The 26471-nt window shown below is 63.1% G+C and carries 25 protein-coding genes; 13 read left to right on the forward strand and 12 right to left on the reverse strand.

Annotated elements, in window-relative coordinates; all coding sequences use genetic code 11:
• Positions 1 to 52 precede the first annotated feature (52 nt).
• From KSAC_RS09565 to KSAC_RS09595, 7 genes are all read right to left on the reverse strand, one after another.
• The gene (locus KSAC_RS09565) at positions 53 to 991 is read right to left on the reverse strand and encodes an electron transfer flavoprotein subunit alpha/FixB family protein (protein ID WP_132305215.1); all 939 of its coding nucleotides are present in this window, start codon (positions 989 to 991) and stop codon (positions 53 to 55) included.
• A gap of 2 nt (positions 992 to 993) precedes the next feature.
• The gene (locus KSAC_RS09570; protein WP_102324958.1) at positions 994 to 1743 is read right to left on the reverse strand and encodes an electron transfer flavoprotein subunit beta/FixA family protein; all 750 of its coding nucleotides are present in this window, start codon (positions 1741 to 1743) and stop codon (positions 994 to 996) included.
• 71 nt (positions 1744 to 1814) lie between these two features.
• The gene (locus KSAC_RS09575) at positions 1815 to 3455 is read right to left on the reverse strand and encodes an electron transfer flavoprotein-ubiquinone oxidoreductase (RefSeq protein ID WP_132305217.1); all 1641 of its coding nucleotides are present in this window, start codon (positions 3453 to 3455) and stop codon (positions 1815 to 1817) included.
• A gap of 145 nt (positions 3456 to 3600) precedes the next feature.
• Entirely contained in the window at positions 3601 to 4242 is a 642-nt protein-coding gene (locus KSAC_RS09580; protein ID WP_102324960.1) for a hypothetical protein, read from the reverse strand.
• A 57-nt stretch (positions 4243 to 4299) separates the two neighbouring features.
• On the reverse strand, positions 4300 to 5667 hold the full coding sequence (gene hemN, locus KSAC_RS09585) for an oxygen-independent coproporphyrinogen III oxidase (protein WP_132305219.1): 1368 nt from the start codon (positions 5665 to 5667) through the stop codon (positions 4300 to 4302).
• Positions 5668 to 5671: 4 nt separating this feature from the next.
• Positions 5672 to 6463 (reverse strand): OmpW/AlkL family protein, encoded by a 792-nt coding sequence (locus KSAC_RS09590; RefSeq protein ID WP_102324962.1) that lies wholly within the window; start codon positions 6461 to 6463, stop codon positions 5672 to 5674.
• Positions 6464 to 6584: 121 nt separating this feature from the next.
• Entirely contained in the window at positions 6585 to 6995 is a 411-nt protein-coding gene (locus tag KSAC_RS09595; RefSeq protein WP_243705180.1) for a hypothetical protein, read from the reverse strand.
• A 285-nt stretch (positions 6996 to 7280) separates the two neighbouring features.
• Here KSAC_RS09595 and KSAC_RS09600 point away from each other — a divergent pair, with 285 nt between their 5' ends.
• Positions 7281 to 8048 carry a Crp/Fnr family transcriptional regulator gene (locus tag KSAC_RS09600; protein WP_102324963.1) on the forward strand — a complete coding sequence of 256 codons (768 nt, stop codon included), beginning with the start codon at positions 7281 to 7283 and terminating at the stop codon, positions 8046 to 8048.
• Here the strand turns inward: KSAC_RS09600 and KSAC_RS09605 are convergent.
• On the reverse strand, positions 8045 to 9325 hold the full coding sequence (locus KSAC_RS09605) for an AI-2E family transporter (RefSeq protein ID WP_207918676.1): 1281 nt from the start codon (positions 9323 to 9325) through the stop codon (positions 8045 to 8047). The two genes, KSAC_RS09600 and KSAC_RS09605, sit on opposite strands and share 4 nt — an antisense overlap.
• A 308-nt stretch (positions 9326 to 9633) precedes the next feature.
• Here KSAC_RS09605 and pqqA point away from each other — a divergent pair, with 308 nt between their 5' ends.
• Genes pqqA through pqqE form a run of 5 tightly spaced genes read left to right on the forward strand, consistent with a single transcriptional unit; the run spans position 9634 to position 12808 of the window.
• Positions 9634 to 9714 carry a pyrroloquinoline quinone precursor peptide PqqA gene (gene pqqA, locus KSAC_RS09610; RefSeq protein ID WP_010508617.1) on the forward strand — a complete coding sequence of 27 codons (81 nt, stop codon included), beginning with the start codon at positions 9634 to 9636 and terminating at the stop codon, positions 9712 to 9714.
• Between the two features lie 55 nt (positions 9715 to 9769).
• Complete coding sequence (pqqB, locus tag KSAC_RS09615; protein ID WP_102324964.1) at positions 9770 to 10693, forward strand: pyrroloquinoline quinone biosynthesis protein PqqB; 924 nt, start codon at positions 9770 to 9772, stop codon at positions 10691 to 10693.
• A complete protein-coding gene (gene pqqC, locus KSAC_RS09620; protein ID WP_102324965.1) occupies positions 10690 to 11427 on the forward strand; it encodes a pyrroloquinoline-quinone synthase PqqC in 738 nt (245 codons plus the stop codon). Before pqqB ends, pqqC begins: the two co-directional genes overlap by 4 nt.
• A complete protein-coding gene (gene pqqD, locus KSAC_RS09625; RefSeq protein WP_102324966.1) occupies positions 11424 to 11705 on the forward strand; it encodes a pyrroloquinoline quinone biosynthesis peptide chaperone PqqD in 282 nt (93 codons plus the stop codon). Before pqqC ends, pqqD begins: the two co-directional genes overlap by 4 nt.
• Entirely contained in the window at positions 11702 to 12808 is a 1107-nt protein-coding gene (gene pqqE / locus KSAC_RS09630; RefSeq protein WP_110546822.1) for a pyrroloquinoline quinone biosynthesis protein PqqE, read from the forward strand. Before pqqD ends, pqqE begins: the two co-directional genes overlap by 4 nt.
• Here the strand turns inward: pqqE and KSAC_RS09635 are convergent.
• Both KSAC_RS09635 and KSAC_RS09640 read right to left on the reverse strand, forming a co-directional pair.
• Positions 12789 to 14564: a stimulus-sensing domain-containing protein gene (locus KSAC_RS09635; RefSeq protein WP_132305221.1), complete on the reverse strand. Its 1776-nt coding sequence runs from the start codon at positions 14562 to 14564 to the stop codon at positions 12789 to 12791. The genes pqqE and KSAC_RS09635 overlap by 20 nt on opposite strands.
• Positions 14565 to 14573: 9 nt before the next feature.
• The gene (locus KSAC_RS09640; protein WP_102324969.1) at positions 14574 to 15284 is read right to left on the reverse strand and encodes a response regulator transcription factor; all 711 of its coding nucleotides are present in this window, start codon (positions 15282 to 15284) and stop codon (positions 14574 to 14576) included.
• Between the two features lie 242 nt (positions 15285 to 15526).
• On the opposite strand from KSAC_RS09640, the gene KSAC_RS09645 reads away from it, so the two are divergent.
• From KSAC_RS09645 to trmB, 6 genes are all read left to right on the forward strand, one after another.
• The gene (locus KSAC_RS09645) at positions 15527 to 16132 is read left to right on the forward strand and encodes a nucleotide exchange factor GrpE (RefSeq protein WP_102324970.1); all 606 of its coding nucleotides are present in this window, start codon (positions 15527 to 15529) and stop codon (positions 16130 to 16132) included.
• Between the two features lie 185 nt (positions 16133 to 16317).
• A complete protein-coding gene (gene dnaK / locus KSAC_RS09650) occupies positions 16318 to 18222 on the forward strand; it encodes a molecular chaperone DnaK (RefSeq protein WP_102324971.1) in 1905 nt (634 codons plus the stop codon).
• Positions 18223 to 18410: 188 nt separating this feature from the next.
• The gene (gene dnaJ / locus KSAC_RS09655) at positions 18411 to 19544 is read left to right on the forward strand and encodes a molecular chaperone DnaJ (protein WP_102324972.1); all 1134 of its coding nucleotides are present in this window, start codon (positions 18411 to 18413) and stop codon (positions 19542 to 19544) included.
• A gap of 182 nt (positions 19545 to 19726) precedes the next feature.
• Complete coding sequence (dapB, locus tag KSAC_RS09660; RefSeq protein ID WP_132305223.1) at positions 19727 to 20518, forward strand: 4-hydroxy-tetrahydrodipicolinate reductase; 792 nt, start codon at positions 19727 to 19729, stop codon at positions 20516 to 20518.
• A gap of 143 nt (positions 20519 to 20661) precedes the next feature.
• Positions 20662 to 21849, forward strand: coding sequence for a methionine adenosyltransferase (gene metK, locus KSAC_RS09665; protein WP_102324973.1), 1188 nt, complete (start codon positions 20662 to 20664; stop codon positions 21847 to 21849).
• 195 nt (positions 21850 to 22044) lie between these two features.
• On the forward strand, positions 22045 to 22749 hold the full coding sequence (gene trmB, locus KSAC_RS09670; RefSeq protein WP_132305225.1) for a tRNA (guanine(46)-N(7))-methyltransferase TrmB: 705 nt from the start codon (positions 22045 to 22047) through the stop codon (positions 22747 to 22749).
• Here the strand turns inward: trmB and KSAC_RS09675 are convergent, their stop codons facing one another.
• Positions 22750 to 23691 (reverse strand): oxidoreductase, encoded by a 942-nt coding sequence (locus KSAC_RS09675; protein ID WP_132305227.1) that lies wholly within the window; start codon positions 23689 to 23691, stop codon positions 22750 to 22752.
• Positions 23688 to 24455: a DedA family protein gene (locus KSAC_RS09680; protein ID WP_102324976.1), complete on the reverse strand. Its 768-nt coding sequence runs from the start codon at positions 24453 to 24455 to the stop codon at positions 23688 to 23690. The genes KSAC_RS09675 and KSAC_RS09680 overlap by 4 nt, the downstream gene beginning before the upstream one ends.
• On the opposite strand from KSAC_RS09680, the gene KSAC_RS09685 reads away from it, so the two are divergent.
• The gene (locus KSAC_RS09685) at positions 24454 to 26445 is read left to right on the forward strand and encodes a S9 family peptidase (protein ID WP_132305229.1); all 1992 of its coding nucleotides are present in this window, start codon (positions 24454 to 24456) and stop codon (positions 26443 to 26445) included. The genes KSAC_RS09680 and KSAC_RS09685 overlap by 2 nt on opposite strands.
• The last annotated feature ends 26 nt before the right edge of the window (positions 26446 to 26471 follow it).

A 26471-nucleotide genomic window follows, 5' to 3' on the forward strand; every position in this document is an offset into this window, starting at 1 on the left:
AGGGGCGCGGGAATGAAGCCCGCGCCCCTTTTGCAGCCATGGACCCTAAGGGTCAGCCTGCCTTGTCGAGTTCCGCTTCAAGCTGCGGCAGGATCGTGAACAGGTCGCCCACGATACCGTAATCCGCCACCTGGAAGATCGGTGCTTCCGGGTCCTTGTTCACCGCGACAATGACCTTGCTGTCCTTCATCCCCGCGAGATGCTGGATCGCGCCGGAAATGCCAAGGGCGATATACAGTTCGGGCGCCACGATCTTGCCGGTCTGCCCGACCTGGTATTCGTTGGGCACGAAGCCTGCGTCCACCGCCGCTCGGGACGCGCCAATGGCGGCGCCAAGCTTGTCGGCCAGCGGGTTGAGGAGCTTGAAGTTCTCCTCGTTCTGCATGCCACGTCCACCGGATACCACCACGCGCGCGGATTCCAGTTCCGGGCGTTCGGACTTGGACAGTTCGGTCGAGATGAAGGTCGATCCCCCCGGACCCGCAGGCAGGGCGACTTCCTCGATCACCGTGCTGCCGCCCTCGGCAGGAGCCGGATCGAAGGAGGAGGCGCGGACCGTGATGATCTTTTTCGCATCGGCGGACTTTACCGTCGCCAGCGCACTGCCCGCATAGATCGGGCGCACGAAGGTATCGGCATCGTTGATGGCGACGATATCGGGGATCGGCTGCACATCCAGCAGTGCTGCCGCACGGGGCAGCGCATTCTTGGCCGATGCGGACGACGCGGCGAGGATATGCGTATAGCCACCCGCCAGATCGGCCAGCAGGGCTGCGACAGGTTCGGCAAGTTCGCTGTTGCCGGTGCTGTCAGCAACCTGGATCACCTTCTTCACGCCCGGAATGGCCGCTGCCGCCTTCGCTGCCCCAGCCGCGTCGGCACCGGTTACCAGCACATCGACATCGCCCAGCTTCGCCGCCGCCGTAATGGCCGAACGCGATGCCTGCCGGATCGCGCCACCCTCATGATCCAGATAAACGAGAACGGTCATGATCAGATCACCTTTGCTTCGTTGCGCAGACGCGAAACCAGTTCACTTGCCGAATCGAGCTTGATGCCCGCCTTGCGTTCCGGCGGCTCGGCCACGGAAATCACGCTCAGGCGCGGGGTCATGTCCACGCCCAGATCAGCCGGCGTGATCTTTTCCATCGGCTTCTTGCGCGCCTTCATGATGTTGGGCAGCGAGGCATAACGCGGTTCGTTCAGCCGCAGGTCCGTCGTGATGATGGCGGGCAGCGCCAGCTTGATGGTCTGCAGGCCGCCGTCGATTTCACGCGTAACGGTCACGGCGCCATCCGCCACGTCCACCTTGGAGGCGAACGTCGCCTGCGGGCGGTCCAGCAGCCCCGCCAGCATCTGGCCGGTTGCGTTCATGTCATCGTCAATGGCCTGCTTGCCAAGGATGATGAGGTCGGGCTTTTCCTTCTCCACCAGCGCCTTGAGCACCTTGGCCACCGCCAGCGGTTCCGTCACCACATCGGTTTCCACCAGAATGGAGCGGTCAGCACCCATGGCCATGGCGGTGCGCAGGGTATCCTGTGCCTTCGCTTCCCCGATCGAGACCGCGACGATCTCGGTCGCAACGCCTTTTTCCTTCAGGCGCACGGCTTCTTCGACCGCAATTTCGTCGAAGGGGTTGATGGACATCTTGACGCCAGCGGTTTCCACGCCGGAACCATCGGCTTTTACGCGAGGCTTGATGTTGTAATCGATCACGCGCTTAACGGGTACGAGAACCTTCATTGCATATTTGCCTGTCTGTCTTCGGATAAGGGCAACGTGTTTGGCAGATACATACCGTACCTGCCGCCGGATTACATCCCGCCCGGATAGTTGGGGCCGCCTGCGCCCTCCGGCGTGGCCCAGTCAATGTTCTGGGCCGGGTCCTTGATGTCACAGGTCTTGCAGTGCACGCAGTTCTGCGCGTTGATCTGCAGGCGCGGGTCCGTATCCTCATCCGCCACTTCGTACACGCCCGCGGGGCAGTAACGGCTTTCCGGCGCGCGGAAGATGTTCCAGTTCACCGTTTTCCACAGCGACATGTTGCGCACCTTCAGGTGGACGGGCTGGTCCTCCTCATGATTGGTGGCGGACAGGAAGACCGAGGACAGGCGGTCGAACGTGATCTTGCCATCCGGCCTGGGATACTGGATCTGCGGGGAAACGGCTGCCGGTTCCAGGGTCTCGTTATCGCCATGGCGGGTATGCAGTGTCCACGGTGCGCGGCCGCGCAGCAGCATGGCGTCGATACCGGAATACAGCGCGCCGCCCTTCATGCCGAATTTGGCGAAGGCGGGGCGGATGTTGCGCACCGCGCGCAGTTCGGTCCACAGCCACGAATCCCGGATGCGGCGGGTATAGGAACCCGGCTCCACGCGGCTGGTGATCAGGGCTTCCGCCACGGCTTCCGCCGCCAGCATGCCCGATTTCATGGCCGTATGGGTGCCCTTGATCTTGGGCACGTTCAGGAAGCCCGCCGTATCGCCAATCAGCGCCCCGCCGGGGAAGGTCAGGCGGGGAATGGACTGGATGCCGCCTTCGGACAGCGCGCGCGCGCCATAGGCGATGCGACGGCCACCTTCAAAATACGGGCGGAAGGCCGGATGCAGCTTGATGCGCTGCATCTCGTCAAACGGGGACAGCCATGTATTGGGGTAGTCCAGACCGACCACAAACCCGTAGGAGACGAGGTTGTCGCCAAAATGGTACATCCACGCGCCGCCATAGGTCCGGTCATCCAGCGGCCAGCCGAAGCTGTGCTGCACCATGCCGGGGCGGTGCATTTCCTTGGGGATTTCCCACAGTTCCTTGATGCCCAGCCCATAGGTCTGGTCATCCACGCCCTTGCGCAGGTTGTACATCGCCATGACCTGCTTGGTCAGCGATCCCCGGCAGCCTTCGGCGAACAGGGTGTATTTCGCGCGCAGTTCCATGCCGGGGGCATAGTTGTCGCCCGGCTGGCCATCGCGACCCACGCCCATGTCACCCGTGGCAACGCCCGCGACGCGGCCATCATCGTCGATCAGCACTTCGGCACCGGCAAAGCCGGGATAGATTTCAACCCCCAGCTCTTCCGCCCGACCGGCAAGCCAGCGGCAGAAATCACCAAGGCTTACAATGAAATTGCCGTGGTTGCGCATGTGCGGCATCACGCGTTCAAGGAACGGGACTTCAAGGCTGTTGTCCTGTGTCAGGTAGAGCATCTGCTCCTCTGTCACGGGGGTGTTCAGCGGGGCGCCCTCTTCCCGCCAGTGGGGCAGGAGTTCTGCCAGCGCGCGTGGTTCGATTACGGCACCCGACAGGATATGGGCGCCAATCTCGCTGCCTTTTTCAATCAGGCATACGCTGGCGTCGGGGGCAAGCTGGCGCAGCCGGATGGCCGCCGCCAGGCCCGACGGGCCGCCGCCAACGATGACGACATCGAATTCCATAGTCTCGCGCGGAGTCTCGCTCATGCCTCTGTTGTCCTCTTGCGTCATGACCGGGATGACATGGGATGAATGGGATTACACTTGGTGGAAACGCTTCCTAGAACCGTTTTGGCGGGGAATAAAGGTTTGTTTCGTATCGAACCGGCAACGGACAGGCAACCGTCCGCGCCTATGTGACGCGCGGCGGGCGGGCCAGTTCATTCATGGCCTGCCATTCGGGGCCAACATAATTGACGATCAGTGTCCGGCGCACGCCGCTTAGCGCGCGCGGCACGAAGCCGTGCCATGAATGGTCCGATGGAATGAACAGCAGGCCGGAATTGAAGGCGCCCGATGCACGCGCTACGGGCGTGCCCTCCGCCGTCATGATATCCGTGCCCCAGTCATGGGCATCCGCCCCCATGGAAAGCGATACCAGAAGCGTCAGCCGCTTGGCCCCGATATCGGTATGGGGTTCAAGCCAGAAGCCATCGGCATCCAGACAGAGTTCAAGGCGCAGGGCCGCATCTTCAATCCGGGCATTGCACTGCGTGGTGAATGTCGCACGGGTGTGCGGGTCATCGAACAGGCGGGCCAGATGGTCCAGCGCGGGGCTGGCGGCCCGCCGCGCGGGCGTGATGAACAGCCGCTGCCCGTTGCGCCCGGCCCGCTGTCCGCCACTGTTCCCGCCGATGAACTGACTGTCCGGCATCCATGTCACCAGCGCGGATGCAACCGGGGCGGGCAGCACGTCATGAAGCTGCCAGTGCGGAAAGGGCCATGGCTGGACCGGGCTGTTGGCAAGGGCCGCGATAACGCAGTTGGGGTGCATGGAGGCGTTTTACCTGCTGGATGCTACGCGGTTGCAGGACAGGGAAGGCAGGCGTCCTTACAGGGCGCTGGCATGGAGTGGCGTGGTCTGCGGTGACAGGTAGCGGTCGAACACGGCGGCGACATGGCGCACGAAGGGACGCCCCTTTTCGGTAACGCGGACATGCCGCGCGGTCATGCTGACCAGCCCGTCGCGCATCATGGGGGCCAGCCGGGACAGTTCGGTATCGAAACTGCTGGCGGGCAGGTCATGGTCAAGGATGATCTGGTCCACATCAACCTGCATGGTACACATGATCTGTTCGATTATCGTGGCGCGCACACGGTCGTCATCTTCCAGCCGCACGCCGCGCACAATGGGCAGGCTGTCCGTTGTCTGCGCCATGAGCCGGGCATAGGCGGCGGATGACACCGCATTCTGTGTCATGCCACCGGGCAGGGAGGAAATGGCCGACGCCCCCACCCCGATCAGCGCGGCGGCGCCATCAACCGTATAGCCCTGGAAATTGCGGTGCAGCGTGCCCGCCCGCATGGCGCGGGCCATGCTGTCATCGGGGCTGGCATAATGGTCCAGCCCGACGGGCAGGAAGTGATCATGGCGCAGCACGGCGTCGATGGCGGCGCGCTGTTCGATACGGGCCTGCGCATCCGGCAGTTCACCCACCGGCATCAGGTTCTGGCGTTTCTGCTTCCATGGCACATGGGCGTAGCCGAATACGGCCAGCCGGTCGGGACGCAGCGTGGCCACGGCCTGCGCCGTGCGGGTGACGCTGTCGGTGTCCTGCCGCGGCAGACCATAGATCAGGTCGATATTGATGGATGCCACCCCGGCATTGCGCAGCGCATCCAGACAGGCGCGGGTCTGTTCCCAGCTCTGTATCCGGCCGCACGCATCCTGCACCTGCGGGTCAAGGTCCTGCACGCCCATGCTGGCGCGATTGAAGCCCAGTTCATGCAGCAGGGCGGGATATTCGGGCGGGAGATGACGGGGATCGACCTCGATGCTGATTTCGGCATCGGGCGTGATCGTGAAATTCTGGCGGATGACCTGCATGACCCGGCGCATGGCGCTTGCGGGCAGCGTGGTGGGCGTGCCGCCACCCCATTGCAGGTGGGTGACACGACGGCCCGTGCCGATCAGTTTCAGGATCCGGCGCAGTTCCTCATGCAGCAGGGCCGCGTAGGCCGCCCGTGCATCCGTATCGCGTAGCACGGCGGTATTGCACCCGCAGAACCGGCACAGCGTGTCGCAGAAAGGAACATGTAGATAAAGGGAGACCGGCTGCGTAGCCGGCAGGGCGGATAGCCATTCCTGACTGTCCGCCGGACCCACCGCATCGCTGAACTGCGCTGCGGTGGGGTAGCTGGTATAACGCGGCAGATTGCCCCCGTAGCGGGAAAGCAGGGTGCTGTCTGCCGCGTTCATGTCATTAGAACCGGTAGGCGATACCAGCGGAAACGACGGTCGGGTCAAGCGAGTCGTGGGCTTTGATCTTCACGCTTTCGCTGTCGTTTTCAGCCCATGCATGCATGCGCACGAACATCTGCTTCACGTCGAAGTTGAAGAACCAGTTGCCAACGAGCTGGTAATCCACACCGGCGTTGATGGACGGGCCACCCGTGAAGCCGGAGTTCAGCTTGCTGACCGCACCGCCCAGCGCGCCGCTGGCGTTCATGTTGTGGAACCACATGAAGGTACCGCCAACGCCCACATACGGATTCAGGCGCTTGTGCGGACGGAAATGCCACGCCACCGTCACCGTCGGCGGCAGGACCCATGCGCTGCCCACATCCAGCTTGCGGCCCACTGCACCGCCTTCTGCCGAGACTTCATGACGGGTGCTGGTGGCGATCAGGTCCAGCGAGATGTTGTCGGTCACGAAGTATTCGAACGTCAGTTCCGGCATGACCTGATTGGTGGTCTTGATGCGGGTCCCGTTCAGGGACGCGCCGTTCAGCCAGACCTTGCTGTCACGATCTTCCGGCAGCACGCCCACGGCGGACAGGCGGATCATGAAGTCGCCCCGGCCCAGACCGATCTTGGTGCTGGCGCAGGTCTGGAAGATGCCGCAACGGCCCTTCGGCTGCGCCGGTGCGACAGGGGCCGCCAGCGGTGCGTTGACATAGGTGGTGGGGGCTGCGGTCTGCGCATGGACCGCGACCGGGGTCAGCGCCGCGGCGCCAAGCACGGCCGACAGGGCAAGGTTACGAACGTTCTTCATCGTGGGCAGACCTTAATTTTGATCTCAACTGGGTAGCAGCGGAGAGTGTTAAGAATATTCGATGTGATTTGATCTGTGCAGAAATCACGCCCACCTAACATTCGGCTTTGATGTGAATCAATCAAAGGGGGCGATCTATTTCCTTATTGCGCTCGATCCTCACTGTTCGTTCGGTAATGTGGCTTGTTGAACACAGTTTTGGGACCGGGATGTCCCTGTTCGTGATCGGGTTACTATAGGAAAAGGTACGGATTGCAGTGCAGCCCAGTTCACGGGCCAGCACTTCCATTGCGGGCAGCAGGGCGTCGATGATCTGCTGTTTGTGGGCATAGGACAGCGTGATGATGTAATCCGCCGTCAGCGTATCGCCTGAATACAGGTCAAACCCCCGGCGGAAGGTCGCCATGGCGCAGGGCGGGCGCGCCGTGCCGTAATGGGCGACCAGTATCCCTTCGCGCACATGTTTTGCCGGGCGCGACAGCCTGCGTCCGATGCGTCCCCATTCCTGCAGGCTGATATGTGGAAACGACATCCGTACAAGGGGATACAGCAAAGGAATGTCGGCAGGGGCCAGTCGTCTGACCAGTGGCGGAGGAGCGGCCTGCACGCGTCGTATCTTTCTTGGGATGGGGTGGAAAATTTCCATTTATGCTTGGTCTGATGACTGAATATTTCATGGATCAACGCATTGATTTACATCAATCCATCGGCCATACTTGCCGTCCATTGCGAATGATCCACGGTATTTTCCGGGTTATGGACGATTCCGGTTGCACATGGCCGGAACGCAGGCGCCTGAAAGTAATTGGGAATAATTATGTCGGATATGCCTTCGTGTCAGTTCGAGTCGCGGCCACGGCGTATCATGATGGGTCCTTCCGGCCTGCAGACCGATTTCTGCGCCACCTGCACCGTCCGCCCCAACAGCGTGTGTAACGTCATTGATGAAGGGGACATTTCCCGCCTGGCGGAAGCGGCGGTGGAAACCATCATTCCCCCCGGTCGCGGATTCATCGAGGAAGGCGCCCCCGCCACCGATTTTTTCAATGTGACAGCAGGCACCGTCAAACTGTTCAAGGCCCTGCCCGACGGGCGGCGCCAGATCACCGGGTTTGCCGCGCCGGGACATTTTCTGGGGCTGGCGGTATCGGACAGCTACGCTTTCGGGGCCGAAGCCATCGATACGGTGCGTGTCTGCCGTTTCTCCCGCGAGAAGATGACCGAACTGCTGGATGATTTCCCCAAACTGGAACGTCGCCTGCTGGAAGAGGCATCCAACGAACTTGTCGCGGCCCAGAACCAGATGCTGCTTCTGGGCCGCAAGACGGCACGGGAACGGGTCGCCAGTTTCCTGCTTGACCAGATGCGCATCGGTCAGCCGCCCGCTGGCAATGGTGGTCCCTGCCGGCTCAACCTGCCCATGACGCGTGGGGATATTGCCGACTACCTTGGCCTTACCATTGAAACCGTCAGCCGCACGCTAAGCTGGATGCGCAGTCAGGGCATGATCGAGGTCGGCAAGGGTTATGCCATTACCCTGCTGTCGGTTTCCCGGCTGGATGTGCTGGCTTCCGGTAACGGTTAGTCCTCCGGTCCGGGCAGGTTATCCGCCGTATCGGTGCCGGAAGGGGCGGGCGACGTATCGGAAAAGAGGGGTTTCTGCGGCGTCGTATGCGCAGGGCCACCCACGATATGGCCGATCGGGGTCAGGATCTCCACATGGTCGCAGATGATCTTGAAGACCGCCAGCAGGGGCACGGACAGGAACGCCCCGAAAATTCCCCATAGCCAGTCCCAGAACATGAGCGACGCCATCACCAGAACCGGATTGAGGGTAAACCGGCGGGCCAGCACCATGGGGGTTATGGTCTCGCCTTCCGTCAGGTGAATGCACAGATAGATGGCGGGCGGCAAAAGCGCCTGCCACACGGACGGGTAAACAAACAGGCCCACCAGAAAATAGATGATGATGCCCATCATCGGCCCGATGATGGGAATGTAGTTCAGCAGGAACGCCATCACCCCCCACAGCAGGGCATTGGGCATGCCCAGCAGCCAGCACTGCGCCATGTTCGCCAGCCCGACCAGGCTGTTGATGATGGTGATGGTGGCCAGATACAGGGAAACATTGCGTTCGATCTGGTAGGCGATCTGCACGGTCCGGCGCTTGTCGGCGAAGGTGGGCATGATCTCCACAAACCGCCGGAGCAGGCTGTCCCCCTGCGCAAGCAGGAAGAACAGCATCAGGATCATGGTGAAGAACTGGCCCATGAACGCCTGCGTGCCCAGCAGGATGGACGAACTGAACCGGTCCAGACCGCCACCGCCGGGTGTGGACACGACAATGACATGCTCGTTCGTCGTATCGGCGGGTGTGGCATGGTCGAGATGACTGCCCGCGATCGTCATGAAATTGCGGATGCGGTCCGAAGCACTGGTCAGTAACTGGAAGGGGCCGCGCAGGAAGGCCAGACGGTCGCGCAGGGTGTTCAGCGCTTCGGGCGCGCGTTCCAGCCAGCCGGTGGCGGGCACGGAAATGGCGGTGACCACAGCGCCCACAATGCCGAACACGCACAGGATCAGGCACAGCGCCGCCAGTGGCTTGGGCAGGTGCAGCCGGGAGTGCAGGAAACGCATTGGCGTCGAAAGCAGCAGGTTGACCACCAGCGCCAGGATCATCGGCAGGACAATGGCCGATGCGAAATACAGCGTGTAGAAAACCGCCAGCACGCTGAGCAGCAGCAGGCAGGCCGTGCGCAGGTCGATCCGGCTGTGGCGCATGACCTCGATGGCGCGGCGCTGCTGGATCTGCTCATAGGACGGGTGCGGGGGCTCGGGGGGCGGTTGTGTCTCGGGCGGCATCAATCGGGTCCTGGCATGTGCTGGCGCGGCCCAGACAGCGGGGGCAGTACATATGTAGGTACCGGCGTACCGGTGGGTACGCAGGTACGGCAATCCGTCCCTTTATGGGCCTATATGGGGGATGGGGCCAAGGTTTTTGGCACATTCCGGCTACGCAGGGATTGCAGGCGCGCGCAGCGTACACGCTAACGTGAATTTTCCGGCTGCATATGGCGGGAAACAAGGGTTGAAAGCGGTATTGGACAGGGGTCAAATACCCTGACGGGAAGGCTTCTGCCTTCTGGCATCGCAATCAATGGAGAAGTCCCATGGCCTGGAATACCCCCAAGATCGTTGAAGTCCCGCTGGGCGCTGAAATCAACAGCTACGTGTGCGGCGAAAAGAAGTAAGGATTGTCGCCGCCTGTCTCGCACAGGCGGCGATTTTCTTTTACACTCTGCGTCCATGATCGACATTATCGTTCTCGGCGCGGCGGCGGGCGGTGGATTTCCGCAGTGGAATTCAAACGCTCCCGGTTGCAGGCGGGCAAGGGCCGGCGATCCAGCAGCCCCGCCCCGCACACAGGCTTCCATCGCTATCAGTGGGGATGGAAGGCACTGGTTCGTGGTCAATGCTTCCCCCGACCTGCGAACCCAGATAAACCAGACCCCCGCGCTGCATCCGCGCGAAGGCCTGCGCTCCACCCCCATAGCCGGGGTGATCCTGACGGGGGGCGAGGTCGATACCATTACCGGCCTGCTGACCCTGCGTGAGCGTGAGCCCTTTACCCTGCTGGCCACGACCGAAGTGCTGGCCATGCTGGATGCCAATCCCATATTTGAAGCCCTGAACCGCGAGGTTGTCCCCCGCGAGACCATGGCGCTTGACCAGCCGCTGCCCCTGCGCCTGCGTGACGGGTCGCCCGCGGGCCTGACCATCGTGCCGTTTGTGGTGCCGGGCAAGGTGCCGCTTTATGCCGAGGCCGGGCCTGATCCCGCCGCCATCTGCGAAAATGGGGAAACGATCGGCCTGGAAATATCGGACGGCGCGCATCGCGTCTGTTTCGTGCCCGGCTGCGCGCGCATGACCGATAACCTGCGGGTGCGCCTGCGTGGGGCGGATGCGGTATTCTTCGATGGCACGCTGTGGGTGGATGATGAGATGATCCGCGCGGGGCTGGGTGAAAAGACTGGCCGCCGCATGGGGCACATGTCCATCGACGGGATGGAAGGCACCATCGCCGCCCTGCGTGACCTCGGGATCAAACGCAGGATTTTCATACACATCAACAACTCCAACCCTGTCCTTCTGGCGGATTCCCCTGAACGCGCCCAGGTTGAGGCCGCAGGGTGGGAAGTCTCCCATGACGGGATGAGGATTACAGCATGAGCGGACACCTGCTTTCCCCCGATGAACTTGAGGCGGCCCTGCGGGCCATCGGGGCGGAACGCTACCATAACCTGCACCCCTTCCACCGGGCGCTGCATGACGGCAGGCTGACGCGTGCGCAGGTGCAGGCATGGGCACTGAACCGCTATTATTATCAGGCCAGCATCCCCGCCAAGGATGCGACGCTGCTTGCGCGCCTGCCCACGGCGGAACTGCGGCGCGAATGGCGGCGCAGGCTTGTTGACCATGATGGTGACGCACCGGGCACCGGTGGCGTGGCGCGCTGGCTGAAGCTGACGGACGGGCTGGGCCTTGACCGCGCCTATGTCGAGTCGCTGGAGGGGCTGCTGCCCGCCACGCGCTTTGCGGTGGATGCCTATGTTGCATTCGTGCGTGACCGCTCCATTCTGGAAGCGATTGCCTCTTCCCTGACCGAACTGTTCTCGCCCACCATTATCAGCGAGCGGGTCGCGGGGATGTTGCAGCATTATGATTTCGTGAACTCCGAAACGCTGGCCTATTTCCATCCGCGCCTGACACAGGCCCCGCGCGATTCCGATTTCGCGCTGGCCTATGTGAAGGAACACGCCCGCACGCCGGAGCAGCAGAAGGCGGTGCTGGACGCGCTCAAATTCAAATGCGCCGTGCTGTGGTCGATGCTGGATGAGCTGGAATATGCCTATGTAACCCCCGGTCGCATTCCCCCCGGCGCCTTCCGCCCGGATGCGGCATGACCGCCAGTCTGGCAGAAGACAGCATCATCCGTTTCGCGCGTGGGGTCAGGTTGCAGCATGACCGCGTGCGCGAACGCTGGATCATTCAGGCGCCGGAACGGGCCTTCATTCCCGATCCCGTCGCGGCGGAGGTGCTGAAGCTGGTTGATGGGACCCGTACGCTGGGGCAGATCGTGGCGGAACTGGCCAGCCGGTTCGCCGCCCCCGTTGACGTGATCGGGCGTGATGTCCATGTCATGATCACCGATCTGATTAACCGGCAGGTGCTGGTGGCATGACAGACACCCTTCTCTCCCCCATGAGCCTTCTGGCGGAACTGACGCATCGCTGTCCGTTGCAGTGCCCGTACTGCTCCAATCCGCTGGCGCTGGAACCGCGCAGGAACGAGCTGACCACGGCCGAATGGATCAGCGTGCTTGATCAGGCGGCGGAAATGGGGGTGCTGCAGGTCCATTTCTCGGGTGGCGAACCCATGAGCCGCCCTGACCTGCCCGAACTGGTGCGCCATGCGGTGGGGCTTGGGCTTTATACCAATCTCATCACCTCCGGCGTGCTGCTGAACGAGAAGACTTTTCCCGTTCTGGTGGAAGCAGGGCTGGATCATGTCCAGCTTTCCTTTCAGGACATTGATACGGCCAATGCCGAACATGTCGGCGGCATGAAGGGCGCGCAGGCCCGCAAGCTGGAAGCCGCCCGGCTGATCGCGGCCGATGGCATGCCCCTGACGCTGAATTTCGTCATTTACCGCGAAAATGCCGCGCGCGTGCCGCAGATGCTCGATGCCGCCGTGGAGATGGGCGCGCGCCGTGTCGAGATCGCCCATACCCAGTATTATGGCTGGGGCCTGGCCAATCGGGACGCCCTCATGCCCACGCCTGCCCAGCTTGAACTGACAACGCAGGCGGTGGAAGCCGCGCGGGTAAAATATGCGGGCCGCCTGACGATTGATTACGTCACGCCGGATTATTATGCCGACCGGCCCAAACCGTGCATGGGGGGATGGGGGCGGCGTTTCATCAACATCTCGCCTTCTGGTCGCGTGCTGCCGTGTCATGCGGCGGAAACGATCCCCAATGTCACCTTCCCTGATGTGCGGCACGATACGCTGGCATGGATCTGGCGTGAATCCCCGCTGTTTACCATGTTCCGTGGCACGGACTGGATGCCGCAGCCCTGTCGTAGCTGTGACCAGCGCGAAAAGGACTGGGGTGGCTGCCGCTGTCAGGCGCTGGCGCTGGCGGGGGATGCGGCCGCGACCGACCCGGTCTGCAGCCGTGCGCCGGATCACGACCGGATCGTGAAGGTGCTGGAAACCCTGCCCGCCGAACCGCCGCCATTCCGGTACCGGCGCTATACCCGCGCTACGGATGAGGTCGGCTGATCTCGGCTTTCGTCTCCACACGTGGCAGGCAGATTACGAAACGTGCCCCCAGCACGTGCCCTTCGGCGTCCATGCGGTTTTCGGCGCTGATGGTGCCACGCAGGGCTTCGATGATCTGCCTGCTGATCGACAGGCCCAGTCCCGAATGCTGGCCGAAATTCTCGCTGCTGGGCCGTTCGGAATAAAAACGGTCGAAAATGCTGTCCAGCTTGGCCTGCGGGATGCCCGGCCCGTCATCACTGACCGCGATTTCAATCATGCCGCCTGACGGGACGGCGCTGAGCAGGATCTTGCCATCGGGCGGCGAGAAGGAAATGGCGTTGCCGATCAGGTTGCGCAGCACCTGTACCAGCCGGTCTTCCACCGCCAGAACGGTCAGTCTCTGGCCCACGCTGTCACCGCTGCTGGCCACTGCCATATAGGGCTGTCCGGGCTGGCGTGTCGCCTGGTGTATTTCCGCAAGGACGGACAGAAGCGGCACGATCGCCACGGGTTCGGCGCGGGCGCGGGACAGTTCGGCATCCACGCGGCTGGCATCCGAAATATCGGTAATCAGCCGGTCAAGGCGGCGCACGTCGTCATTGATGATCGACATGAGGCGGCGCTGGCGTTCGGGGTCCTCGATCCGCAGCAGGCTTTCGATGGCCGACCGGATGGAGGAAAGGGGATTCTTGATCTCATGGCTGACATCGGCGGCAAAACGCTCGATCGCGTCCATCCGCGCCCATAGCGCGCTGGCGCTGTCCTGCAGGGCGCGGGCGACCTCCCCGATCTCGTCACGGCGGGCAAGCAGCCGGTCGGGCACCATGTCGGTCCGGTTGGCGGATTCACGCATGGTATGGGCCGATGCCGCCAGCCGCAGCAGCGGACGTGCGATGGTCAGCGACAGATACCATGACAGCAGGATGGTCAGCGCCAGCGCCATGAGGAACAGCGACAGGATGGAAGAGCGCACCGCGAACAGGGAGCGGTCCACGTCCCGCGCCTCACGCGTAAGCTGGATGATGCCGACGGTGGTGCGTCCGTCATGCATCACCGGCTCGGCAACCGTGACCATAAGCTGGTGGTTGGCGTTGCGGCGGATATAGGGCGGGATTTCCATGATCCGCGTGCCATCGGGCTGCGTGACAGGCTGGATGGAAGGATCGGAATCGGGGGTGTCCAGCGTCATGATCCGCTCACCCGACAGGGTGGGCAACTGCGCCAGAAGCCAGTTGTAAAGCCGTTCGCCCATGTTGAGCGATGGGGGGTGGAAGGGGGGGTGTTCATCCTCCTCCACGCCGGGTGGCGGGGGCCTGCCATTTTCGGCATGGCGGTCGGCCTGTTCTACCCTGCTGTCGGCCACCACGTGCCCGTCGGGCGCGAACAGGCGGGCATGGGCGCTCGGGCTGGGTTCGGTCAGGCGCACCAGCAGCGGGCGGGCCAGCGCGGGTTCCAGCGTTACATCGCGGTGCGAGACGATGATGGCGCTCTGCCCCAGTGCCCCGGCATAGATGCGCGCCTGTTCACGCAGCGCCGAGACCTCCGCTTCCAGCAGGCTGTTCTGGAACTGCGTCAGGTACAGCAGGGTCAGCGCCAGCAGGCCCAGCGGCAGGGTGTTGACCAGCAGGATGCGCCGCATGAGCGGTGACACCAGCCGGGTGCGGTATTCCATGAACTCCGCAACCGCATTGCCGCCTTTCGTGCCCCGGCGGCGCGGGATCAGGCGGCGCAGGCGCGCGGGCAACGGCAGGGAGGATAGGACAGGATGCGGCATCCGGCTGGATCATTCTTCCTTGTAGCGGTAGCCAATGCCGTACAGCGTCTCGATCTGGTTGAACTCCTCGTCCACCTGCCGGAATTTCTTGCGCACGCGCTTGATGTGGCTGTCGATGGTCCGGTCATCGACATAAATGTTCTCGCCATACGCGGCGTCAATGAGCTGGTCGCGCGACTTGACCAGGCCGGGGCGCGCCGCAAGGGCCTTGACCAGCAGGAATTCCGTAACCGTAAGCTGGATGTCACGGCCATGCCACAGGCACTGGTGGCGGGTTTCATCCAGTGACAGCGCACCGCGCACCATGGTGCCGGTGGGGCTTATGCCGGCGGCCTCGCTGCGGCTGACTTCATTGCGGCGCAGCAGCGCGCGGATGCGTTCAAGCAGCAGGCGCTGGGAAAATGGCTTGGTGATGTAGTCATCCGCCCCCAGCCGCAGGCCCATGAGCTGGTCCACCTCCTCATCCTTCGATGACAGGAAGATCACCGGTAGCTGCGAGCGCGTGCGCAGGCGCTGGAGCAGTTCCATCCCGTCCATGCGGGGCATCTTGATATCCAGCACCGCAAGGTCCGCCGGTCGGGACAACAGCCCATGCAGCGCGCTTTCGCCATCGGTGTAGGTCTGGACGATGAAGCCTTCCGCCTCCAGCGTCATCTGTACGGAAGTCAGGATGTTCCTGTCATCGTCAACCAGCACGATTGTCTGTTTCGTTGGCTCCATGGGGGCTCTCTTTTTGCTTGGCTGCCTGTCCGGGCATGGCCGTGGGCATCTTGCCCGACAGGCGCGGGCAGCATAGCGTTATATGTATCCGCATGTCATGAGGGGATGCGGGTATCCTGTTTCACTGGAATGTCACCCACATTCCGGCTGCCCGCCCGGGGCAGGGACGTTACGCAAAAACGGCATGTCTGCCGCCGTGTAACGCCTTGTCCATCGGCCAGTCGTTACCTACTTGTAAGAGCATGAGCGAGAACACAGATCCCAACCCCTTTGCCGATGCCGCACCCGGCGACGGCACCCACGCCCCCGCACCGGATGAACAGGCTGCGCACGCCGAGACATCCGCGCAGCCCGAGGGTGCATCCAACCCGCGCATAGCGGAACTGGAGGCCGAGGTCTCCGCAATGCGTGACAAGTGGATGCGCGCGGAAGCGGAGATGCAGAACGTGCGCACCCGCGCCAAGCGCGAAGTGGAAGACGCCCGGCAGTACGCCGTGCAGAAATTCGCCAAGGACGTGGTCGAGGCGGCCGAGAACCTGAAGCGCGCGGTGGCCAGCCTGCCCCAGCCCACCGAAGGCGAGGACAGCATCCTGACCAGCATGCGTGAAGGTATCGAAAGCACCGAACGGTCGTTTATCGGCATTCTGGAACGCAATGGCATCAAGGCGGAAGACGCGAAGGGCAAGCCCTTTGACGCCAACCTGCATCAGGCCATGGCGGAACAGCACAGCGACGAACACCCGCAGGGCACGGTGATGGAAGCCTGGACACCGGCATGGACGCTGCATGGGCGTCTGCTCCGGCCCGCCATGGTTGTCGTGTCGAAGGGACCGGCGCAGGCGGGGTGAAATCCCTGTCCGCGCGTGCTTCCTTCCCCTTGAAAGCCGCGCGCGGGATGCCTACATCGGATTGTAACACCGGTGAACGGGCGGATGTGGAAAAGACAGTCCCCTGTTGTGCCGGACGATATGAAAGAAAGGGTCTGTCCCGATGCTTCGGGTCCGGACAGGCCGCTGAAAAGGAGAGTATCTGAATGAGCAAGGTTATCGGTATCGACCTTGGTACGACCAATTCCTGCGTTGCCGTACGCGAAGGCGACGAAACGCGGGTGATCGAGAACAGCGAAGGCGCACGCACGACCCCGTCGATGGTCGCCTTCACCGACAGCGGTGAAATGCTGGTCGGTCAGGCCGCGAAGCGTCAGGCCGTCACCAACCCGTCCAACACGCTGTATGCGGTCAAGCGCCTGATCGGGCGCCGTTATGATGACCCGACCGTGGCCAAGGACAAGGGGCTGGTTCCCTACGAAATCGTCAAGGGCGACAATGGCGATGCGTGGGTCGAGGCACAGGGCAAGAAATACGCCCCCGCCCAGATTTCCGCTTTCATCCTTGGCAAGATGAAGGAAACCGCCGAATCGTATCTTGGTGAGGCCGTCAAGCAGGCCGTCATCACGGTTCCGGCCTACTTCAATGACGCCCAGCGTCAGGCCACGAAGGACGCGGGCCGTATCGCCGGTCTGGAAGTGCTGCGTATCATCAACGAGCCGACCGCTGCCGCGCTGGCCTATGGCCTGCAGAAGAAGAACAGCGGCACCATCGCGGTCTATGACCTTGGTGGCGGCACGTTCGACGTTTCCGTCCTCGAGATTTCCGATGGCGTGATCGAGGTGAAATCCACCAACGGTGACACCTTCCTCGGCGGTGAAGACTTTGACGCCCGCATCATCAGCTACCTCGCCGATGAGTTCAAGCGCGATCAGGGCATCGACCTGCGTCAGGACAAGCTGGCCCTGCAGCGCCTGAAGGAGGCGGCAGAAAAGGCGAAGATCGAACTTTCCTCCTCCAAGGAAACCGAGATCAACCTGCCGTTCATCACCGCTGACGCGTCCGGCCCGAAGCACCTTGTGCTGAAGCTGACCCGCGCCAAGCTGGAAAGCCTGGTTGACGACCTGATCCAGCGCACGCTGGAACCCTGCCGTGCGGCCATGAAGGACGCAGCCGTGTCCGCGGCCGAAATCGATGAGGTCATCCTCGTCGGCGGCATGACCCGTATGCCCAAGGTGATCGAGGCCGTTAAGCAGTTCTTCGGCAAGGACCCCGCCCGCAACGTGAACCCCGATGAAGTCGTCGCCATTGGCGCGGCCGTTCAGGGCGCGGTGCTGCAGGGTGACGTGAAGGACGTGCTGCTTCTGGACGTGACGCCGCTGTCGCTGGGTATCGAGACGCTGGGTGGCGTGTTCACCCGCCTGATCGACCGCAACACGACCATCCCGACCAAGAAGAGCCAGACCTTCTCGACCGCGGAAGACAACCAGAACGCCGTGACCATCAAGGTCTATCAGGGCGAACGTGAAATGGCGGCTGACAACAAGCTGCTGGGCAACTTCGACCTGACCGGCATCGCCCCCGCCCCGCGTGGCGTGCCGCAGATCGAGGTGACGTTCGACATCGACGCCAACGGTATCGTGTCCGTCTCGGCCAAGGACAAGGCGACCAACAAGGAACAGCAGATCAAGATCCAGGCTTCCGGTGGTCTGTCCGAGTCCGAAATTGACAAGATGGTGAAGGATGCCGAGGCCAACGCCACGGCGGACAAGGCCAAGAAGGAACAGGTCGAGGCCCGTAACCAGGCTGAAGGTCTGACCCATCAGGTCGAGAAGTCGCTGAGCGAAGCTGGCGACAAGGTTCCGGCGGCTGACAGGACCGAAGCGGAAGAGGCGATTGCCGAAGTCCGCAAGGCGCTTGAAGGCACGGACAGCGAAGCCCTGAAGAAGGCGACCGATCGCCTGACGCAGGCCGCCATGAAGGTTGGCGAAGCTGTCTACAAGGCTGGCGAGGGCGAGCCTGCACCGGGTGCTGCACCCGGCGGCGCGCCGAAGGACGAAAAAGTAGTCGACGCCGACTTCGAAGACGTGGACGACTCCAAGAAGTCCTGATTGACGCTGGGCGTCATACAGGCTCCGAAATGGCGGGGCGGACCTTCGGGTCCGTCCCACCCTTTCACCAGATGGCGCCCGTGCTTCTGTGAAGACGGGCGCTTTTCATATTCCGCATAACGACATGATCCGGAACGCGAGGATGACGCCGCGATAAGTCGGGCGGCCGCGTTTGCTAGAGGACCCCCATGGCCACCAAGATAGATTATTACGCAGTCCTTGAAATTTCGCGCGATGCCAGTGGTGACGAGATCAAGCGCGCGTATCGCAAGCTGGCCATGCAGTATCACCCCGACCGCAATCAGGGCGACGCGGAAGCGGAAAACAAGTTCAAGGAAATCAACGAAGCCTATGATGTCCTGAAGGACGATCAGAAGCGCGCCGCCTATGACCGCTTCGGCCACGCCGCCTTCGAGGGTGGCGGGCCGGGACATGGTCCCGGTGGCTTCGATTTCGGCGGTGGCGGACTGGGTGACATCTTCGAACAGATGTTCGGGGACATGATGGGCAACCGTCGTGACAGCCGCCGTTCGGGCGCCGACCTTCAGGTGCAGGTCACGATCACCTTTGCCGAGGCGTTTACCGGCGTCAAAAAGAAGATCACCGTCCCCACCCGCGTCATCTGCGAAAGCTGTGATGGTTCCGGCTCCGCCGACAAGGACCAGCAGCCCGAAACCTGCCCCTCCTGTCACGGGGCGGGCAAGGTGCGTGCGCAGCAGGGCTTCTTCTTCGTCGAACGCCCCTGCCCCACCTGCCATGGTTCGGGCCGCCTGATCCGCAATCCGTGCAAGGAATGTCATGGTTCCGGCACGGTGGAAAAGAACCGCAGCATCGAAGTCGCCATTCCCGCGGGCGTGGAAGACGGCACGCGCATCCGTATTTCCGGCGCGGGCGAAGCGGGCGGCAAGGGTGTTCCGGCGGGCGATCTGTATGTGCATGTCGCGGTGGAATCCCACCCGATCTTCCAGCGCGATGGCGCCAATATCTACTGCCGCGTGCCCGTGCGCATGGGACAGGCCGCCCTTGGGACCGAGATCGAGGTGCCGGTGGTTGATGGATCGCGCACCAAGGTCAAGATCCCGGCGGGTACGCAGACGGGCGAACAGTTCCGCCTGCGTGGCAAGGGCTTCTCGGTCCTGCGGTCTTCCGCGCGTGGTGACATGTATATTCAGGTCGTGGTGGAAACGCCCCGGCACCTGAGCAAACGCCAACGTGAACTGCTGGAGGAATTCGAGGACGACGCCGCAGGCCACGCCAAGGGCAGTCCCGAAAGCACCGGCTTTTTCAGCAAGGTGAAGGACTTTTTTGAAGGCAAGCTCTGACCCGGTCCGTCAGCCTTTGGCTGACATGACAGGGCGACAGTTGAAATTGCTGATTATTCAGGTGTAGGGTCGGACCACTATTCATGGTGAATCCCCCCAACTCGCACCATGAGTAGAGTCAGGCGGCGCGATCCCCCGGTCGCGCCGCCATTTTCATGTCGGCACTGGTGGAGAGAAACAGCATGAACGCGCAGCCATTGCGTATCGGGATCGCGGGCCTGAACGGGCGTGTCGGGCGTCTTCTGGCGGAAGAAGTGCCTGCGGGTGGCGCGGTTCTGGCGGGTGGCACAACGCGTGACGGCACGCCGGTCGCCGGTCTGGACTGCCCTGTTCATGCCCATATTGCCGATCTGGCGCGTGAGTGCGATGTGGTGATCGATTTCACCCATGCCAGCACGGTTGCTGCGCATGCCACGGCTCTGGCTGAAACGGGTACTGCATGGGTGCTGGGCACTACCGGCCTGTCGCCCGCGCAGCAGCAGGCTGTTGATGCGGCGGCACGTCAGATTGGCGTGGTGCAGGCGGCCAATTTCTCGCCCGGTGTAACACTCGTCACCCGTCTTGCGCGCCAGATGGGGGCAGCACTGCCGGGCAGCGATTACGACGCTGAAATACTGGAAATGCATCATCGCCAGAAGGTTGACGCCCCGTCCGGCACGGCGCTGGCCATGGGGCGCGCCGTAGCCGATGGGCGCGGTATCCGGCTGGAAGATCATATCGAAAGCGGTCGTGACGGCCATACCGGCCCGCGCGCCGATGACGCGATCGGTTTTGCCGCCCTGCGCGGCGGCCAGATTGTGGGTGAGCATTCGGTCATCTTCACCTCCGGCCATGAACAGATCGTCCTGACCCACCGTTCCTTCGACCGCAGGGTCTATGCAACGGGTGCGGTGTGGGCGGCAAAATGGCTCCGGGGGCGTCCTGCCGGTCTTTATGATATGGAAGATGTGCTGGACCTGAACGCAGGGTCCTGAAGGCGTGGCCGACTGGGGGCGGGATGGTGGTATTCAGGGAAATGGCTTGACGCTCGTTTCCGTTTACGCCAAACGCATGCGATCATTCGCCGGTTGATCCATAAGGCGTTATTCCTACTCCACATAAGGCAGACAGGACCATCATGCGTAATAAAGGCGATTTTCTGTTTACATCGGAATCGGTATCCGAAGGGCATCCCGACAAAGTCGCCGACCGGATCAGCGACACTGTTCTTGACGCGTTTCTGACAGCAGACGGTGAATCGCGGGTTGCGTGTGAGACACTGGTCACAACCAACCGCATCGTTCTGGCGGGTGAGGTTCGTGGTCCGTCTTCGGTCACGGCTGACCAGCTTATTCAGGGCGCGCGCGACGCGGTGAAGGATATCGGCTACGATCAGGCCGGTTTCTCATGGCGCAACGCCGAGGTCGAATACTACCTGCACGCACAGTCCGCCGACATCGCCGTGGGCGTCGACAGCGCCGGTGACAAGGACGAAGGCGCAGGCGATCAGGGCATCATGTTCGGTTTCGCCACGCGTGAGACCGAAAGCCTCATGCCCGCGCCGCTGTTCTATGCGCATGACATCCTGCACCGCGTGCGTGACCTGCGTAAGGCGGGCGACCCGCGTGCGGCGGCCCTGCAGCCCGATGCCAAGAGCCAGGTCACCCTGCGCTATGTCGACGGCAAGCCCGTGGGCGCCACCTCCGTCGTGATTTCGACCCAGCACGTTGAAGGGGCCAGCCAGGCCACCATCCGTGAGGAACTGGGCAGCATCGTGCGTGATGTCCTGCCGGAAGGCTGGATGCCGCCGGAAAGCGAATTCTACGTCAACCCGACCGGCATTTTCGTCATCGGTGGTCCCGATGGTGACTGCGGCCTGACGGGACGCAAGATCATTGTCGACACCTACGGTGGCGCGGCCCCGCATGGCGGCGGCGCATTCTCCGGCAAGGACCCGACGAAGGTTGACCGTTCGGCTGCCTATGCCTGCCGCTATCTGGCAAAGAACGTCGTGGCTGCCGGTCTGGCCGACCGCTGCACGCTGCAGCTTTCCTACGCCATCGGCGTGTCGCACCCGCTGTCCGTCTATGTCGATCTTGATGGCACCGGCAAGGACGTGGATGAGGAAAAGCTGGGCAACGTGCTGCGTGAAGTCATGGACCTGACGCCGCGCGGCATCCGCAAGCACCTGCGCCTGAACCGCCCGATCTACACGCAGACCTCGGCCTATGGCCATTTCGGTCGCACGCCCGACGCGGCGAAGGACGATTTCACGTGGGAGCAGACCGATCTGGTCGACGCCCTGCGCGGCGCGTTCAACCGCTAAGGTCGCATTCGGGGCGGGGCATCACGCCCTGCCCGCTTCGGTTGCATTATGCGACCGGGGCCTATCGGGGGCCTGCCATGACTGCTTTTACAAGCGGGTCGCGGCGGCCCCTGTTGCGTTTCATCACCGCCCCGTGGGGGTAATCATGTCGTGCGGTCCGTCCGTTACGGCAGCAGGAGCAGGATTTTCGGACCTATGACCGCCTCCGTGGATGTAAAGGCATCTCCAGACCGGCTTTACGGGCGCCATCGCGGCCATCCGCTGCGCGCGCGCCAGCAGCGGCTTGTGGACCAGACCCTGCCACGGCTGCGTTTTGCGGAATCCGCCATTGCGGACCCGGCAACGGGCTTCGGGCGCGGGCCGGAACAGATATGGCTGGAAGTCGGCTTTGGTGGTGGCGAACATTCGCTGGCCCAGCATGCAGCCAATCCCGATGTAGGTTACATCGCCTGCGAGGTGTTCGAGAACGGACTGTGTTCCCTGCTCTCCCGCGTGGTGCCCGAAGGGGGGGAGGAAACCGCCCCCGTGCCGGACACGCTGCGCATATGGGATGAGGACGCCCGTATCCTGCTGCAACGCCTGCCCGATGCGTCGATTGACCGCATGTTCCTGATGTTTCCAGATCCATGGCCCAAATCCCGCCATGCCAAGCGGCGTTTCATCCACCCCGAGACCGTGAAGATGGCCGCGCGCATCCTGCGTCCCGGTGCGGTCTGGCGGGTGGCGAGCGATGATCCCACCTATCAAGCATGGGTGGAGGAAGTCATGGGCGCGCAGGACCTGTTCGAGACCGCGCCACCCGTAAAGCAGCGCCCCGAGGGCTGGCCGCCCACGCGATATGAAGCCAAGGCGCTGCAGGCGGGTCGCCAGCCGTTCTACTGGACGTTCGTGCGCCGCTGATTACGACAGCGCGGTACCTGTCAGCCGTTCCGCCACCGCCCATAGCCGCCGTGCGATGGCAAGGTCGCGGGCGGCAGGCGGGATGATCGCTTCGGCTACATGGCCACGGCGTTCGCCCCAGCCATCAGGGCCATAATAGCCGCCATCGCGGGCTTCGGCGGCCATGGCGGCGAATTCAATGGGCAGCGCGCCGTCGGCAGCGGACTGTCCCATCAGCCGGAAGGCCCAGATCGCGCCAAGGCGCGTCAGGCGTTCCTGTAATCCCTGCTTCGTACCCAGCCGGCTTGCGGCGATATCGGTCATGGACCAGCCCGGATGGGCGGCGATGGAATGCAGCGGCCAGTTATGTGTCCGGGCCTGACGGTCCAGTTCCAGCGCGAATATCAGGTCGGCCAGCTTGCTCTGGTTATACGCGCGGAACGGGGCGTAGCGACGGCGGGCCTGCAGGTCATCAAATACGATCCTGCCCGACAGGGCGGCAAGGCTGGCGACGGTCACAATCCGCCCGCCCTGCGGGGCCGCACAGAGCAGCGTACGCAGCCGCGCTGTCAGCGCGAAGGGGCCAAGAAAATTGGTGCCGAACTGGAGTTCGAAGCCATCGGCGGTTTCCAGCCGGCGCGGGGTGCCCATCACCCCGGCATTGTTGACCAGTATGTCCAGCCTGTCCGTTTCCTGCGCCAGATCGTGGGCGAAGCTGGCGATGGAGTCCAGGCTGGCCATGTCCACAAGCCGGAAGGACGCATCCGCCCCCGGCAGTTCAGTCTGCATCCGCGCAAGGGCGGCGAACCCCTTTTCGGGGTTGCGCCCCGCCAGCATGACCCGTGCCCCACGCGATGCAAGACCAAGGGCGGTCTGGTAGCCAAGGCCGCCGGTCGCCCCCGTGACAAGGGCAAGATGCCCGTCCAGGCGTGGCGCCTGTTTGACGGTCCAGTGTCTGGTCATTTTTCAGTCTGCTCCCCGGATTGGTTCATTTCCCGTTCCGCAGCCGCTTCGGCCTCGGCCGCAAGGCGGGCTTCATGGCGGCGCAGGAAGATGACGGAACATAACAGCATGATCCCCCCACCGATTGCGACCGCTATTCCCACCGGCCCGGAAATGCGTGAAATGCTATGGCCAAGGTAATAGGCGGCATAGGCATACCCCCCGGCCCAGAATATGCCACCGATCGCATTGAACAGCAGGAAACTGGGCCACGGCATTTCATTGGCGCCCGCCAGCAGGGCCACGAACATGCGCAGGAAGGCGATGAAGCGCCCGAAAGCCACGATAACCCCGCCATACCGCTTGAACAGGAAACGCCCGGTCTGCAGGCGGCGCGGGGTCAGGCCGATGCGGGTACCCTTGCGTTCCAGCAGCGGATGGCCCAGCCACCTGCCGATCAGGTAGCCGAAATTGTCGCCCATGATCGCGCCGATGATACCCGCCACCGCCACCCATGCGATGTCGAGCCGGTGCGTCGCCGCACAGTAGATCCCGGCGGAAATAAGCAGGGTTTCCGCCGGAAGGGGTGCCCCCATGCTTTCCAGCATGACGATGACGCCAATCACGCCATATCCGTAATGCTGGAAAAGATGTTCAAGATGCTGAAGCAGCGGACTACCTGTCAGAAAGAAAAAGATTATGTAGGTTACGGACCCAGCCCGTGGAAGCACGGTTTGCGCAATCCCGATCCCATTGTCACGCACAAATGGCAGGAGCAGAAACATGACCCAGTCCAGCACCAGCGGCAAGGCAGGCCCTGAAACCCGTCCGTATGGCACGTGGCCTTCCCCCGTCAGTGCGGCCCTTGTGGCGGGGAAGACGGTCTCCCTGTCCGATGTGCGGGTCGATGGCCGGGACATCTACTGGATCGAAGGTCGCCCGGCGGAAGGGGGCCGCAGGGTGCTGGTGCGTGCCCGGGCGGGACAGGTGGCGGATGTCACGCCGCCACCCTTCGATGTTGGCAGCCGCGTGCATGAATATGGCGGCGGCGCCTATACGGTACGGCGCGGGCGCATTGCCTTCAGCAACCGCCGCGATGGCAGCCTGTGGCTGATGGAGGCGGACACGCCACGCTGCCTGTCGCGCGGTGAGGGGCTGCGTTATGCCGACCTGACGTTCAGTCCCGATGGCCGTTTCCTGTTCTGCGTGCGTGAAGATCACCGCGTGACGGAAGGCGAACCCGCCGCCGCCCTTGTGGTACTGGACTGTAACGCGGCAGGTGATCCCGCGTTCAATGGCGGGACGCCGCTGGTGATGGGGCCGGATTTCGTGTCCTCTCCCCGTCCTTCCCCCGATGGCCGGTATCTTGCATGGATCGAGTGGGATCATCCCGCCATGCCATGGGATGCCACGCGCCTGCGTGTCGCCAGCCTGTTGCAGGAAGGTGATGATCCGCCACGCCTTGCCGCGCCGTGGACCCTGGCCGGGGGTGATGGAACGGCGGAATCCGTTATCGAACCCTGCTGGGATGCGGCGGGGCGGCTGCTGGCGCTGTCTGACCGTACCGGATGGTGGAACCTGTATGGTTTCGACACCACGTCCGGGGTGGCGACGGCACTGGCCCCGATGGAAGCGGAAATCGGCCAGCCGCACTGGATTTTTGGCCTGCGCAGCTATGTGCCCCTGACCGATGGCTGCATTCTGGCGATGGTTGTCAGCGGGGGTGAGGCACGGATCGTGTCCATTCATGATGGCAATGTGACACCGCTGGATCTTGGTGCGCCTTCCGGCTGTCCCGCCCCGCTGGAAGGGGGCGGGTTTGCATGGCTCGATGCGCCATCTGACCGGGCGGCGGCGGTGGTCTGTGGCCAGCCCGACCAGCCCCCCCGGATATTGCGGCGGGCCGCCGACCTGCCGCTGGACACAGCCGATATCGCCCTGCCCCGCACCATCCGCTTTCCCCTGCCCGATGGCGACGGGCCTGGACATGCGTTTTTCTATGCCCCCGCCAATGCCCGTCATGACGGGCCAGTGGGGGAAAAACCGCCGCTGGTGGTCCTTGCCCATGGTGGGCCGACGGGGCGGGCCAGCACGGCGTTTTCGTTCAAGGTACAGTGGTGGACCAGCCGTGGCTTCGCCGTGGTTGATGTCAATTATGGTGGTTCGACCGGTTTCGGGCGCGCCTATCGGCAGCGGCTGGAACGCCAGTGGGGCGTGGTCGATGTGGATGACTGTATCGCCGCATGCGAATATCTGGCCCAGAACGGGCAGGTCGATCCGGCGCGTATCGTCATACGCGGCAGCAGCGCGGGTGGTCTGACGGTATTGCTGGCGCTGGCGCGATCGGACCTGTTTGCTGCGGGCACCAGCCTGTATGGCGTGACCGACCTGCGTGCGCTGGCGCAGGATACCCACAAGTTTGAATCACGTTATCTGGATACGCTGGTTGGCCCCTTCCCTGCGGATGAAGCGACCTATCTTGCCCGGTCGCCCCTTACGCAGGTCGCGCGCATTCATGCGCCGGTCCTGTTCCTACAGGGACTGGAAGACAGGGTGGTGCCGCCCGCGCAGGCGCGGTCCATGGTCGCGGCCTTGCGTGGCGATGGCGTGCCCTGTGCGCTGTATGAATTTGAAGGCGAAGGCCATGGCTTCCGTCAGGAAGCGACCATCTGCAGGGCGTGGGAACTGGAACTGGCGTTCTACCAGCAGGTGCTGAGATTACCGGTAGCCCCTGCCCTTGCGGTCGATCTGGTGCCGCCCTTGCAGGGCGGGTGATCCCCTGCGGCACGTATCCCGGTGGC

This window comes from Komagataeibacter saccharivorans, assembly GCF_004348195.1.
GTDB lineage: Bacteria > Pseudomonadota > Alphaproteobacteria > Acetobacterales > Acetobacteraceae > Komagataeibacter > Komagataeibacter saccharivorans.